Consider the following 13,507-nt stretch of genomic DNA (forward strand, 5'->3'; position numbering starts at 1 on the left):
TATAAAAGCTTATAATGAATTTAAAAAAAGAGTTACAACGTATTACATCTGTATTTTTTGAAGACACAAAGGATTACTCTAAATCTTTTTCGGCTCTAAAAAAATATAAAAAACTATTACTAGGCATTTCAAATGAAACTATAAATAATGAGGAGCACAGAAACAATGTTCTATTTGAAAATGGTATTGCAATTGGCACTTTATGGGCTGCTAATTGTCTTGATGATTTAGTAAGAACACTAAAATTTATCATAGGAATTAATATTGCTATTCAAGAAAAAATTCAACAAAAAGATTCATTACATATACTTTATGCTGGTACAGGTCCTTTTGCTTCGCTCATACTTCCTTTTATATTGAAGTATGCTGATTTGAATATAACATACACGCTTTTAGAGGTAAATCCTCTAAGTTTTGAAACTTTAAAAAGTACAATTAAAAAGCTAGGTTTTGAAACTAATAATATCAACTTTATAAATCAAGACGCTACAAAATATCAATTCCCTAAGAACTTTTCTCCTGATATTATTATAAGTGAGACCATGCAACGTGCGCTGGACAGTGAACAACAAGTTTCTATTTTTTATAATTTAATGAGGCAATCTGATTCAGATACAATTTTTATTCCTGAGAAAATTACATTAGCTATTGGTACAGGCTCTTCTAAAGTTAAAAAAACTGATATTCAGCAAAAATGTTATCTCAAACACAATAACGTTTTTGAGGTTAGTAAAAAAGCCATGAACTCGAATGATTGGTTGTTTGAAAAAACTTCAAACAAATTAGATTTTACTAAAAAGCATACGGTTTTAAAAGAGGAAGAACTTTCAACAGCTAGTGAAATTGTGGTGATGACAGAAATTACAATTTATAGAAATGAGAAACTTATTATAAATGAAAGTGGCTTAACTATTCCTAAATACATTAAGGATGTTTCCGACAACAAAAAAGAATCCTTAACTATTAAGTCTCAATATGTAATTGGTTCTGAGCCTAAACTTGAATTAAAAATTGTTTAAACAAATTTTAGTTTCACTCCTTTTTTCTCAGCATAAATTTTTGCTGCCTCATCTAGTTCTAAGTTTTTTTCTTTAAACTTTTCGAGGCTTTTAGCTTTAAACTCATTGATTAGCATATTAATTTCTTGTTGAGTTTTTCCCTCATCATACATATATGCTATTTCTGCATAGTCCTTTTTATAAAAGTCTATACAAAACTCAAATAATTCAATAGAAGCACTTATCAATTCTTTAGAATCTTCATTTACCTCTAAATTCTGAATATCCCTTAAACTTCTCTCAAGGTTTGGTATGGTAACTCTATGAAGATATTGAAAATATGTTGCTGCATATTCTTCTCCATCATTATCATAATACTTTAAATATTCATTTTTTTGTAATTCTTTAAGTTCTTTAAAGTATCCTGTACCATAATTAGCCGTTAATAAATTGGCTTTAAGTACTGTTTTTTCAACAACTTTTTGCGGAGTTTCTTTCTGACATCCCATAAACAATATACATACTACAATTACCTCTAAAATATTATTTACCCTTTTCATTTCAAATATCTTTTATCAGGTTATAAAATAAATTCTTGACGTTTATGTAAAAACATTGCAAACAAGGCTTTTTTTGATTTTTTGATAGAAACCCCACACCCCCACCTTATTTAAGCCTTAGTTTACAATGTTATGTTTTTTCTCTTTCTTTATTTAGTTAGCTTATATAAAGATGAATGAAGCAACGATCATCCATACTCCTACAGCTATTCCTAATAACCCTAATTTTCCTTGTTTTGGTGCAATCTTCCCTCTCAGTTTTTCTGCTTTTTCTCTAGCTTCAGGATTTTTTGATAATAATAACTTATTTATCATTCCGTATCCTAACATAAAGCCTAATCCTGCTTCAACAATACTTCCTGCTAAAAAGGTACCCCACCATATTGGTACTGTAGTTAACCAACCTATGTTTAAAACAGCTGAAATAATTCCCCAAATTCCCCAAATACAGAAAATAAGACCAATCCATCCTTGATAAGGCTCTATTTTTTCTAGTAATTCTTTGGCATTCGGTTTTTTTGATAAGATTAAAGATGGCACTGCCACAATACTTAAAAATACTAATGAGATTCCGTAAATCATGTTTAATTAAAATTTAAATGGTTTATATTGATTTTTATTATTTATGAATTAAAAGCGCTGAAGAAAACATAAACAGCATTAAAAAAGTTACGATTATAAGTCCTGAAAACATCCACCAAGGAGTTTTACTTGTTTGCTTATAGTCTTTGGCTTTTCTTTGTAAATCTGGTGGCATTTGACTTTTGCTCATTTCTAATTTACAATGCCCACAAATACTATATGTTTTTTTATATAATGGAATAACAGGAATCCAAAATATATGTAAATACAACCTGTTTACTTGAATAAATAAACGCTCTGGTGTATTGCAATAACTGCAACTATGATTGTTGATAGGTTGTATACTTATTTTGGCTTCTCGCCATCCAAAAATGACCATAACTTTATTACTTAATAATTATGGTACAAAGATGAGACAGTATCTATTATTCTAATAGACTGAAACTAGTGAAAGTTATTACCCTGTTTTCAGGGGTGAGCCGAATTATTACTCTACTAAGCCTAGTTTTATTGCATATTTCGTTAGTCCTGCTAGGTTTTTTACGTTGAGTTTAGATATTAAATTTTTTCTATAGCTTTCAATAGTATGTTTACTTAAAAAGAGTTTATCCGCTATTTCTTGTGTAGTATATTCTTCAGCAATTAATTTAAGTACATCTTTTTCTCTTGCTGTTAGCATTACAGTAGTTTCTTTTCTTTTATTAAAAACATTTTCCATGTAAGCTTCTCTTACAGACTGTGAAAAATATTTTTCACCATTAAGAATAGTTTGTACAGCTTGTAGTAATTCTGATTGTGTTGCATTTTTAGACAGGTATCCGTCAACATTATTCTTTATTAATGCATCTATCATACCTGTATCTGTATGCATACTAACAATTAATGTTTTTATGTCTGAACGTTCCTTTTTTATATAATCGTTCAATGTAATACCGTCTATGTCTGGCATAGAAATATCACTAATAACAATATCTATATGTTGATTTGGGTTTGTTTTTATATACTTTATTACATTTTCACCGCTATTTGCTGTAAGTAAAATATTATAAACATCTTCATTATTAAAAATGTTTAACAATCCGTCTAAAAACATTTTATGGTCATCAACTAAAATAATATTATAAGTCATCGTGTATATTAATTTAAAGGTACATTTATATCTATTACTGTTCCTCTTTTAGGAAAAGAGTTTATTAATATATTCCCTTTAATTGTTTTTAATCTATCTTTTAAATTTTGAAACCCCAGTCCGTATTTTACTTTTTCTTGATCAAAACCAACACCGTCATCTTCAAAAAGTAACTGTATTGTATTATTAAATACAGAAAGTTGAATGTCTATTTGTGTTGCTTTTGCATGTTTTAAAGCATTGGTTAATAATTCTTGAATTATTTTATAAAGCTCCACTTTTAAGTTTTCATCCACTTGATCAACTTCTTCAACTGGATGTATCTGTAAAGTTATTTGTCCCTTAAATAATGATTTAACATTGTTTATATATTCTGTTATAATTGTTGTGAAGGCAGAATCTTTAAACTTTTTAGGCATTAAATTATGAGATAACTCTCTTACCTGGTTGTATGTTTCATCTACTTGCTTAATAAGGTTCTCTTGCTCTAGTTTACTCTTATTTGATAATTGTAATTTTATAGTTGCTAAGTTTCCTCCAATACTATCGTGTAACTCTCTAGCAATACGTTTTCTTTCGTTGTTTTGCCCTTCAAGCGAAGCTTTTACCAGTTTTAACTCTTGATCTTTAAGTAACGTAGTTATTTTTTGTTGGTTTACTTCTTCTAATGTTTTATTAAGTTTACTTTGTGTTTGTAGTTTTTGGTAGTATACATACAATAAAGCAAGTACAGGTATTAATACAATGAGAAAAGCTATTAAAATATATGTCTTCATCGTTTTTTGTCGCTCTATCTCCTGCTTTTGCTCTAATGTTTTATACTGTACTTCTAATTCATTTACCTGCTGTTTGTTCTGACTTACTAAAATTTCATTGTTTACACGATTTAACTGTGTCATTAAAGCATGTGCATTTTTATAGTCTCCTGTTTCAGCATAAGCATTTTGAAGGCCTAAAACGGCTCTTCTTTCTATTTCTAAATTTCCCCACTGAATAGAGTTTATGTATACTGTAGATAATATTGTTTTTGCATTTTCATAATCTTCTTTTTTCAAGTAAATACTGCCTATTACATTACCTGCTTTAGCATATAAAGTAAAGTAACCTCTAGATAATGATTCATTAAAAACATTGTAACAAAGATCTAATGCTTCCTTTGTTTTGTTTTCTTTTTGTAATATTCTACCAAGCCATAGGTCAGTTTTTAGCGTTTCTTTCACAAAGCCATCTGACACATAAAATAGTTTCGCCTTGTTATAGTTTTCTTTTGCCTTTTCTAACTCATTCTTTGCATAATAAACAAACCCTAGTTCAAAAAAAGCATCATGCTTTAGCTTTTCGTTTGGAGCATTTTCAATACATTGTTCTAAAATTGCTTTTCCTTCCTCCTTTTTTCCTCTTACATATTTTACAGTTCCTAATCCTATTCTATTTTTAACAAATAACTCATCATTCGGGTTACTGTTTGAATGCTCTATTCCTTTAAAAAACCACTTTAAAGCTTCATCAAAAAGTCCCTTTTCTAATTTTCCTTCAGCAATTATACTAGAGACCTTAGATAAATGATTTTCTTTATTTATTAATTTATTCTTAGTTGTTTCTGTATACAGCTTATTTCCATAGTATATTATAGAGTCTAAGTTCCCTTTTTCTCTGTGAAACTCAATAAGATCAAAAGTGGCCTCGTATTTAGCCTTAAAATTTTTTGCTTTATTTATTTTTGAAAAAAGAGAATCATTAGGAATTGTAGGGTTTACTCCAAAAGCTTTAAATCCCTGCATTCCTCCCGACTGTGACATCGCTTTGAATGTAAAAAACACAAAAACTGTGATTATAACTTGTTTTACAAACAATAATCTTGTTTTTTTTCCTCTTAAGTAACCTATTCTCATCTCAATTATTAAATCTTTTCTCCAAACAATTAGAATCGCTAAAATTACACAACATTTTTATTTCATAATTAACTATTAGCAACTTTATTCTTTTTAAACACTGGCTCTTGAACTAAGAGTACTGAAACAGTTATTATTCTTTTATAAAATTTTATCTTTTAAATTTTTATTAGTTAGGAAACCTAACTATATTTGTATTGAAATTTAAAATCAATATAATTATGAGTAAATCTATTTTTTATCACGCAGGTTGTCCTGTTTGTGTTAGTGCAGAACAAGACATTATAAATCTAATTGGTTTAGACAATGTTGAAGTAGTTCACTTCGGTGAAGACAAAAATCGAATTTTAGAAGCAGAAAATGCAGGTGTAAAATCTGTCCCTGCTTTGGTAACTCCTACAGGTAATGTTCTCCATATTAATTTTGGAGCTTCAATGGAAGATGTTAAAGGATAATTTTTTTTGCTCTACAAAGTTAGGATTCCTAATCTTGTAGAGCTTTTAATATTTTAAATTATATAAAATGGAAGTAGCTGTTTGGGATACTTATGTAACTAAGAAAGATGGTAAAATAATGCATTTTGATATTATTGCACCTTCTAACATGAAAGACACTAGCATAATTTTTAATTATGGTAAAGAATATTTAAGAACTAAAGGTCTAGAAAACCTAGAACTATCTTCAAAAGAATGTGTATTTTGCCATATTGAAATACTCAAACCCGAATGGGAAGATTTTATACATAAAAAAGGGTGTTTTATATACGAAATGGAAAACTGTAAGTAATGAAATCTCCTTTTGACTTAAATCAGCAAAACACTAAAATTGAAAGTAAAATAGTTGTGGCTTTAGAACGAATTTCTGAGGCTTTCAGAGTACTTCTTTGGAGCGAAAGTAAGGAGAACTCTTTAAGCCCTATCCAAATTCAAATTCTAATTTTTTTACTATTTCACTCTGAAGAAAAATGCAAAGTGAGTTATTTAGCTGAAGAATTTAATATGACTAAAGCTACCATTAGTGATAGTATTAGAGTTTTATTAAAAAAAGAATTAGTTCAAAAGTTTAATACCCCTAGCGATACTAGAAGTTATATTATTGGTTTAACCAATCAAGGAAAACAAATAGCAGAGAAATCAGCTAATTTTACACTTAATATAGAGCAACCGTTAAGTTCATTACCTGAAGATCAAAAGAAAGATATACTAGCAGGGCTCTTAAAAGTAATATACCAACTAAATCAAGCAGGAGTTATAACTATACAACGAATGTGCTTTACTTGCTCTTATTATCAAAATGAAAACAACGAACATTTTTGTAAACTGTTACAATCTAAATTAGCTTCTAAAGAGTTGAGAATTGATTGTCCTGAACATGAATTTAAAAGTTAATATTTTAAAGCATCAATCCTACTTCTTAACGGTATGTTAAAAGGTTTAATTTATTACGTACAACCTTTTTTTTTGATAAAAAATTATAAAATGGCTATACATAACTTGATTCTTCAATCGAAAGAAACAACTATAGAACTAGATGAAGTTCATCTTAGTAATGAAAACAAAAATACGCTACAGCAACTACTAAAAGAGTTTAAATACGTAGGTGTTTTGAATCAATACAAACTCCCCGTTGATAATAAGATTTTATTATTCGGACATACTGGTTGTGGTAAAACTACCACCGCTAAAGCTATTGCCAAAAAGCTTGATAAAAAAATTATCATACTTAATTTGGGTAGCATTGTTTCTTCAAAACTAGGAGAAACAGCTAAAAATATTTCCGAAGTTTTTAAAAAAGCTACAAGAGAAAGTGCTGTGCTATTTTTAGATGAATTTGATTACATCGGTAAAGCTCGTGATTATGACAGCAAAGACTCTAGCGAGATGAAACGATTGGTAAATACTGTAATTCAATTAATAGATCAATTACCTAACGATGTTTTATTAATTGCTGCTACCAATCACTCTAGTGTTATAGATACCGTACTTTTAAGACGTTTTCAGTTAAAACTTAAATTCGAAGCACCTAGTGAATCAGATTTAGACAGCTATTACGAAACGTTACTGCAACAATTCCCAGAAGAGTTTAGAAAAGTAAATCGTGTGTACGATATATCGTATGCAGAAGCAAAAGACATTACTCTTCGAGCTGTAAAAAATAAAATTATTGAAAAAGAAGAACTGAACAATCAATTCGTAAATGGATAATATTCAAAACAACCTTAGCATTATTCATCAAAGAATACAATTTGCTTGTAAGAAAACTAACAAAAACCCAAAAGATGTTCGATTGTTACTAGCTACAAAAACAGTAAATACTGATAAAATAAATTTTGCTTTAGAACAAGGTGAAACTCTTGTGGGTGAAAATAAAGTACAAGAATTAAAGCAAAAGTGTAATGCAATAAAGCACTTACAACCTGAAGTACATTTTATTGGTCACTTACAAAGTAACAAGATTAAAGAAGTTATAAAATGGGCTAGCTGTATTGAATCTATCGATCGTTTGTCAGTAGCTCAAAAATTACATCAACGGTTGATTTTTGAAGAAAAAGAAATTGATGTCTACATACAAGTAAACACTTCTTTTGAAGAAAGCAAATTCGGAGCCAATCCAGAGGAAACTATTGAGCTTGTAAAAGAAATATCTAAGCTTAAAAACATTCATATAAAGGGATTAATGACCATTGGTTTACTAAGCTCAGAATCCGACGAAGTTCGAAAATGTTTTCGCCTTTTAAAACAGCTTCAAGAAAAAATCAAGGCACTACAAATTCCTAATGTAGCTATGAAAGAACTCTCCATGGGAATGAGTGGTGATTTAGAAATCGCTATTGAAGAAGGTGCTACTATTGTGCGTGTTGGAACAGCTATTTTTGGAGAGCGTATCTACCCTGATAGCTATTACTGGAACGAAACAAAAAGTAACGCTTAATTTTTCTGTACTCTTTTTAAATTCAATAAATCAATAGGATTAATTCCTAAACCTTTAACATTTTTCTGTGTAAAACGAATTACCTCATCATAATATAATGGTACAATTGGAGCCTCAGCAATAATAATACTATCCATTTTTTGATATAGTTTATAACGTCTTTTTACATCTACTTCTTTGATAGATTGCCCATACAACCTATCAAAAAAGTCATTTTTAAAGTGCGTGTAGTTAGGTCCATTAGGAGTAAAATTTTTGCTATAAAATAGCGACACGTAGTTTTCCGCATCAGGGTAATCAGCAATCCAACTTGCTCTAAAAATAGGCAACTTACCATTTGCTTTTCCTTGGCGCAATGTTGAAGGTGGAATCACATCTACTTTAGTCACTATTCCTATTTTTTGTAATTCACGTTGAATAAACTCACACAAATCTAAATAGTTACTATTGGTTGTAATGGCTATTTGTGGATTCTCATTCCCTGTTTCTTGTTTGTATTGCGCGACTAACTTCTTAGCTTCTTCGGGTTTATATGAATATCCTTGTTGGTTATTGAATGAAGGCAATCCTTTCGGAATGAATCCACTTGTAGCAGGACTACCGATTCCGTTTCTCAAAAATTTTATCATCTTCTCCCTATCAAACCCAAAATTTATAGCTTGTCGTATCAATTTCGATTTTGTTGGGTGTTCTTCTTCTCCATCTAAATAAATTCCTAAATATTCTGTGTTTAAATACGCTCCTGTTTGCATATTTATTTTAGAAGCATATTTTTCTTTTAATGTTCCATCAGTGTTTAGAATATCATCTTTATACGAAGCGTCCAAACTCTTCATAAAATCTATATTTCCTTGAATAAACTGTAAAAACTCACTTTGTTTATCTGGTAAAAAAGTAACTGCTACTGCTTCTAAATACGGGAGTTGTTTTCCATTTTTATCTTTTTCAAAATAGAGTGGGTTTTTTCGTAGTACCAACTTGGTATTTTCTACCCAAAGTTTAAAATGGAAAGGTCCTGTTCCTATCGGATTTGCTCTAAACTCATTCCCAAAATAATCAACTGCTTCTTTTGGTACAACAGAACAATATTTCATAGCCAACAAACCTAAAAAAGGTGGAAAAGGTTGCTTTAAATTGATGGTAAAAACAGAATCACTCTCTGCTTTGAAGTTTTCCACATTTTGTAATACCCAACCTCCTGGAGACGCCACATCCTTATCAAGTAATCGATTAAAAGAATATTCAAAATCTTCGGCTATCACATTTCTTGTAGAGTCTTTTCCAAACAGTTTGTGTTTGTGAAATAATACATCATTTCTTAAATGAAACTGGTAAGTTCTTCCATCTTCAGAAATTGTCCAATTCTTAGCTATTGAGGGTTGCACTTGCAAACTATCATCCAGCTCTACTAACCCATTGTACAGCTGATTTACAGCCCAAATATTTCGTTGATCTTTTGCAAAAGCAGGATCTAATGAGGTAATATTTGAATGCTCGTTATAGCGAAAAACTTGTGAATCGTTAAACTGCGACGCTCTCTTTTTGCAAGAAATCATTAGCAAAACAAAAAAAACAAGAACATAGAAAGTAAAAGTTCTCGGCTGCTCTCGAACTAACATCATCTCTTGTCTCTTCTCTCTGTTCTCTTTTCTTATTTCTCTTTTCTTATTTCTCAAACCCATACTCTCTTTCTACTTTGCTTATTCGAAGTTGATATTTTTTATACCATCTCTCTCTTCCTATATTTCTAGCTTCAGTATGCTCTATATTATTTTTCCATTTTGTAATAGCTTCCAAACTTTCCCAATACGAAACCGTAATTCCAACATCACTTCTAGCTGATTCAATTCCAAGATAACCTTCTTGTTTTTTAGCTAGATTCTCCATTTTTTCAGCCATTTCATAATATCCTTCTGTATCATCTGAAAGAGTTGTGCTAAAAATTACTGCGTAATATGGAGGTTTTAAGTTATCTACTATCATAAAATTAGTTCATATTTTGTTTCTGGTAAGCCAATATCGTCACTTATAAATTTCTCTATCACAACAAAGTTAAATCGCTCTAATATTTTAGCTGAAGCTACATTTTCATCTACCACACACCCAATAAGTTTTTTCATTCCTACCGATTTACAATAGTGTATCAATCCTTCACAAAGTTCCGTTGCAAAGCCATTTCCCCAGTATCGTTCTATAAACCGATATCCTATTTCATCATTTCCTTCTTCATCTTTTACCAAAGCAACCGTACCTACAAATTCATTGTCTAACTTACGTTCTATGGCATATATCCAAAAATCATTTTCCTTATTAGTGTATCGTGCTATAAGCTGTTTTAAATCCTCTTTACTTTCTTCTAAATTTTTAGGCTCCCCTGTTGCATATTGCAATACTTTAGGGTTACTTTCTAACTCATAAAAAGGTTCTATATCAACAACTTGAAGCTTTCGAATAAGTAATCTTTTCGTTTCAAAAATCATGAATATTATCGTACTTTTGCAAACCCAAAACTGCTTTAAGCAGTAGTAGATTAAATAAACTATACGAACTTCTAAAAAATTAAAGACTTGTACAAGGCTTTTGTTTTTTATTTAGGACAGAGAAAAGATGAATGTAGATAAGAAAGTGGCTTTTTACACACTAGGTTGTAAATTAAATTTTTCAGAAACCTCAACCATTTCCAGAAACTTTGTTAATGAAGGGTTTGAGCGTGTTGAGTTTGAAGAGAAAGCAGATATATATGTAATTAATACTTGTTCTGTAACAGACAATGCTGACAAACGTTTTAAAAGCATTGTAAAATCTGCCCTAAAGAAAAATGAAGAAGCTTTTGTTATTGGTGTAGGATGTTATGCGCAATTAAAGCCTGAAGAATTAGCTGCTGTTGATGGTGTAGATTTAGTATTAGGAGCTACTGAAAAGTTTAATGTAACTAGCTACATTAACGACTTAACCAAAAATGATATTGGTGAAGTACATTCTTGCGAGATTGAAGATGCCGACTTCTATGTAGGTTCTTATTCTATTGGAGATCGTACTCGTGCCTTCTTAAAAGTACAAGATGGATGTGATTATAAGTGTACTTATTGTACCATTCCGTTAGCACGTGGAATTTCACGAAGTGATACGTTAGAAAACGTATTAAAAAATGCTAAAGAAATTTCTGAAAAAGGAATTAAAGAAATCGTTTTAACAGGAGTAAATATTGGTGACTACGGAAAAGGAGAATTCGGTAATAAAAAACACGAACATACATTTTTAGAGTTAGTACAAGCACTTGATAAAGTGGAAGGGATTAATCGTTTACGAATCTCTTCAATTGAGCCTAATTTATTAAAAGATGAAACGATTGATTTTGTTTCAAACTCAAACACATTTGTTCCGCATTTTCACATTCCACTACAATCTGGTAGTGATGAACTGTTAAAGAAAATGAAGCGTCGTTACTTACGAAAAGTATATACTGATAGAGTTACAAAGATTAAAGAAGTAATGCCAAATGCTTGTATTGGTGTAGATGTTATTGTTGGTTTTCCTGGTGAAACAGATGAGTTATTCTTAGAAACCTACAATTACTTAACTGACTTAGACATTTCTTACTTACATGTTTTCACATATTCTGAAAGACCAAATACAGAAGCTGTAGAAATGGATGGCGTTGTTCCTAAGAAGACACGTGCAAAACGTAGTAAAATGCTACGCGGATTATCTGTTAAAAAACGTAGAGCTTTTTATGAAAGTCAGTTAGGGAATACCTTAACAGTTTTATTTGAAAGTGAAAACAAAGAGGGATATATTTACGGTTTTACAGAAAACTATGTAAAAGTTAAGGCTCCTTGGAATCCAGAATTGGTAAATACATTACACACTGTTACCTTAACAAAAATAGATGAAGACGGTTTAGTTCGTTTTGATTTTGTGGATGCAGAAGTTATTGCTTAACTTGTCAACTAGTTCACATAATCAAAAAAACTACCTATGAGGTACTTATTATACTCTTTTTTAGCCTTGGGAATTTCTTGTGGTATTCCTAAAAAAAATTCTGAAACCAAAGTAACAGAACCCACAGTAAAAGAAACAATCATTGAAGAGGAAGAAGAAGTTGCAAAACCTGTAGCTCCTCAAAATGAGTTAATTGTTGTTCTTAAAAATGCTAAAAGTATCGATGATGTAAAATCACTTATAAAAAATAGCGGCTTAACTTGGAGTAAAATGGCTTATGAAACTGATGCTTCAAAAATAGCTATTGTTGAAGTCCCAGAAGGAAAACGCGAGTTTTGGATTAATAAATTACAAGAAAGCGGAGAGTTTAGATCAGTTAATAGTAACTCAGAAGAGAATTTGACTGACATTATTTCCGAAGAAAAAAATAATCTTTTAAGGATTATCAAAACACAATGTTTTGGCGATTGCCCAGTGTATACAGTTTCTATTGATAAAGAAGGAAATGTAGTTTATAACGGAGTTAAATATGTGCTTGTAGAAGGTATTCAAAAATTCACTCTTTCAGAAAAACAACTACAAGAATTAAACGAAAAACTTGATAAAAAAAAATTTAAAAGCTTTAAAGACGTATATAACAACCCTAAAATCCCAGATTTATCTAGCACTTATATTGTTCATGACGGAAAACAAATCTTAATTCGTTTATGGAAAGACATTCCTGATGAACTTATTGATGTACATGAATATATAGATGGTATTTTGTTAGACAAAAAGTTTATTGAATAATGCCTAAAACTCACTTGTATTTTGTTCCTGGTTTAGCTGCCAATATCAAAATATTTGAGCATATATCTTTACCAGAGGAACATTTTAAACTCCACTTTTTAGATTGGATGCTACCAACATCTATCGATGAAAGTATTCAAGATTATGCACAAAGATTATGTGCTAAAATCCAACATAAAAACCCTATATTAATTGGAGTTTCTTTTGGCGGTATTGTGGTACAAGAAATGAGCAAAATTATTAATTGTGAAAAAATAATTATAATATCAAGCGTTAAAAGCAATAAAGAATTTCCTAAACGTTTTAAACTTGTACAAATAACAAAGGCCTATAAACTTTTCCCTTCAAAAGTTATTTCAAATATTGAAAGTTATGAGCGTTATTTTTTTAATGATTATTTAAAAAAACGAGCTGAGTTATATAAAATATATCTATCAGTAAGAGACAAAGAGTATTTGCAATGGGCTATATACAACGTATTACACTGGAAACAAGAAGAATCTATTCCCGGTATAATTCACATTCACGGAAAAAAAGATGAAGTTTTTCCTATAAAATATATTAAAAATTCAATTGAAATTGAAAATGGTACGCATGTAATGATACTTAACAAAGCAAAAACTATTTCTAAAATATTAAAAAAGGAATGTTTTTTGATGGATTAGAACCATTACACAACTTTAA

At 30.1% G+C, this 13,507-nt stretch carries 17 protein-coding genes; 9 read left to right on the plus strand and 8 right to left on the minus strand.

Annotation, left to right across the window (positions count from 1 at the left end; genetic code table 11):
• Positions 1 to 14 precede the first annotated feature (14 nt).
• Positions 15 to 1,019: a hypothetical protein gene (locus tag ACQYZ7_RS08250; protein ID WP_430729296.1), complete on the plus strand. Its 1,005-nt coding sequence runs from the start codon at positions 15 to 17 to the stop codon at positions 1,017 to 1,019.
• Here the strand turns inward: ACQYZ7_RS08250 and ACQYZ7_RS08255 are convergent.
• The 5 genes from ACQYZ7_RS08255 to ACQYZ7_RS08275 all read right to left on the minus strand — a co-directional run bounded on the left by ACQYZ7_RS08255 (position 1,016) and on the right by ACQYZ7_RS08275 (position 5,068).
• Entirely contained in the window at positions 1,016 to 1,558 is a 543-nt protein-coding gene (locus ACQYZ7_RS08255; protein ID WP_430729297.1) for a hypothetical protein, read from the minus strand. The genes ACQYZ7_RS08250 and ACQYZ7_RS08255 overlap by 4 nt on opposite strands.
• Before the next feature lie 162 nt (positions 1,559 to 1,720).
• Positions 1,721 to 2,140: a hypothetical protein gene (locus ACQYZ7_RS08260; RefSeq protein WP_430729298.1), complete on the minus strand. Its 420-nt coding sequence runs from the start codon at positions 2,138 to 2,140 to the stop codon at positions 1,721 to 1,723.
• Positions 2,141 to 2,177: 37 nt separating this feature from the next.
• Complete coding sequence (locus tag ACQYZ7_RS08265) at positions 2,178 to 2,519, minus strand: hypothetical protein (RefSeq protein ID WP_430729299.1); 342 nt, start codon at positions 2,517 to 2,519, stop codon at positions 2,178 to 2,180.
• A 108-nt stretch (positions 2,520 to 2,627) separates the two neighbouring features.
• Complete coding sequence (locus ACQYZ7_RS08270) at positions 2,628 to 3,269, minus strand: response regulator (protein WP_430729300.1); 642 nt, start codon at positions 3,267 to 3,269, stop codon at positions 2,628 to 2,630.
• 8 nt (positions 3,270 to 3,277) lie between these two features.
• On the minus strand, positions 3,278 to 5,068 hold the full coding sequence (locus tag ACQYZ7_RS08275; RefSeq protein ID WP_430729301.1) for a tetratricopeptide repeat-containing sensor histidine kinase: 1,791 nt from the start codon (positions 5,066 to 5,068) through the stop codon (positions 3,278 to 3,280).
• A gap of 314 nt (positions 5,069 to 5,382) precedes the next feature.
• Here ACQYZ7_RS08275 and ACQYZ7_RS08280 point away from each other — a divergent pair, with 314 nt between their 5' ends.
• The 5 genes from ACQYZ7_RS08280 to ACQYZ7_RS08300 all read left to right on the plus strand — a co-directional run bounded on the left by ACQYZ7_RS08280 (position 5,383) and on the right by ACQYZ7_RS08300 (position 8,092).
• The gene (locus tag ACQYZ7_RS08280) at positions 5,383 to 5,616 is read left to right on the plus strand and encodes a thioredoxin family protein (protein ID WP_430729302.1); all 234 of its coding nucleotides are present in this window, start codon (positions 5,383 to 5,385) and stop codon (positions 5,614 to 5,616) included.
• Positions 5,617 to 5,683: 67 nt separating this feature from the next.
• The gene (locus ACQYZ7_RS08285) at positions 5,684 to 5,947 is read left to right on the plus strand and encodes a DUF2024 family protein (protein WP_430729303.1); all 264 of its coding nucleotides are present in this window, start codon (positions 5,684 to 5,686) and stop codon (positions 5,945 to 5,947) included.
• Positions 5,947 to 6,549 carry a MarR family winged helix-turn-helix transcriptional regulator gene (locus ACQYZ7_RS08290; RefSeq protein ID WP_430729304.1) on the plus strand — a complete coding sequence of 201 codons (603 nt, stop codon included), beginning with the start codon at positions 5,947 to 5,949 and terminating at the stop codon, positions 6,547 to 6,549. Before ACQYZ7_RS08285 ends, ACQYZ7_RS08290 begins: the two co-directional genes overlap by 1 nt.
• A gap of 90 nt (positions 6,550 to 6,639) precedes the next feature.
• Complete coding sequence (locus ACQYZ7_RS08295; RefSeq protein ID WP_430729305.1) at positions 6,640 to 7,365, plus strand: AAA family ATPase; 726 nt, start codon at positions 6,640 to 6,642, stop codon at positions 7,363 to 7,365.
• Positions 7,358 to 8,092 (plus strand): YggS family pyridoxal phosphate-dependent enzyme, encoded by a 735-nt coding sequence (locus tag ACQYZ7_RS08300; protein WP_430729306.1) that lies wholly within the window; start codon positions 7,358 to 7,360, stop codon positions 8,090 to 8,092. Before ACQYZ7_RS08295 ends, ACQYZ7_RS08300 begins: the two co-directional genes overlap by 8 nt.
• On the opposite strand, the gene ACQYZ7_RS08305 is transcribed toward ACQYZ7_RS08300, so the two are convergent.
• From ACQYZ7_RS08305 to ACQYZ7_RS08315, 3 genes are read right to left on the minus strand one after another with little or no spacing between them, the layout of a single operon-like run.
• Positions 8,089 to 9,711 (minus strand): ABC transporter substrate-binding protein, encoded by a 1,623-nt coding sequence (locus ACQYZ7_RS08305; RefSeq protein ID WP_430729600.1) that lies wholly within the window; start codon positions 9,709 to 9,711, stop codon positions 8,089 to 8,091. The two genes, ACQYZ7_RS08300 and ACQYZ7_RS08305, sit on opposite strands and share 4 nt — an antisense overlap.
• A 46-nt stretch (positions 9,712 to 9,757) precedes the next feature.
• Positions 9,758 to 10,075, minus strand: coding sequence for an antibiotic biosynthesis monooxygenase family protein (locus ACQYZ7_RS08310; RefSeq protein ID WP_430729307.1), 318 nt, complete (start codon positions 10,073 to 10,075; stop codon positions 9,758 to 9,760).
• Positions 10,072 to 10,572, minus strand: a complete 501-nt coding sequence (locus tag ACQYZ7_RS08315) for a GNAT family N-acetyltransferase (protein WP_430729308.1) — start codon at positions 10,570 to 10,572, stop codon at positions 10,072 to 10,074. The genes ACQYZ7_RS08310 and ACQYZ7_RS08315 overlap by 4 nt, the downstream gene beginning before the upstream one ends.
• A 127-nt stretch (positions 10,573 to 10,699) precedes the next feature.
• Here ACQYZ7_RS08315 and mtaB point away from each other — a divergent pair, with 127 nt between their 5' ends.
• The 3 genes from mtaB to ACQYZ7_RS08330 are packed head-to-tail and all read left to right on the plus strand — an operon-like array spanning position 10,700 to position 13,488.
• Positions 10,700 to 12,034, plus strand: a complete 1,335-nt coding sequence (mtaB, locus tag ACQYZ7_RS08320) for a tRNA (N(6)-L-threonylcarbamoyladenosine(37)-C(2))-methylthiotransferase MtaB (RefSeq protein WP_430729309.1) — start codon at positions 10,700 to 10,702, stop codon at positions 12,032 to 12,034.
• A 36-nt stretch (positions 12,035 to 12,070) separates the two neighbouring features.
• Complete coding sequence (locus tag ACQYZ7_RS08325; protein WP_430729310.1) at positions 12,071 to 12,823, plus strand: DUF6438 domain-containing protein; 753 nt, start codon at positions 12,071 to 12,073, stop codon at positions 12,821 to 12,823.
• The gene (locus ACQYZ7_RS08330) at positions 12,823 to 13,488 is read left to right on the plus strand and encodes an alpha/beta hydrolase (protein ID WP_430729311.1); all 666 of its coding nucleotides are present in this window, start codon (positions 12,823 to 12,825) and stop codon (positions 13,486 to 13,488) included. Before ACQYZ7_RS08325 ends, ACQYZ7_RS08330 begins: the two co-directional genes overlap by 1 nt.
• The last annotated feature ends 19 nt before the right edge of the window (positions 13,489 to 13,507 follow it).

This window comes from Tenacibaculum sp. SDUM215027 (genome assembly GCF_050566205.1).
GTDB lineage: Bacteria > Bacteroidota > Bacteroidia > Flavobacteriales > Flavobacteriaceae > Polaribacter.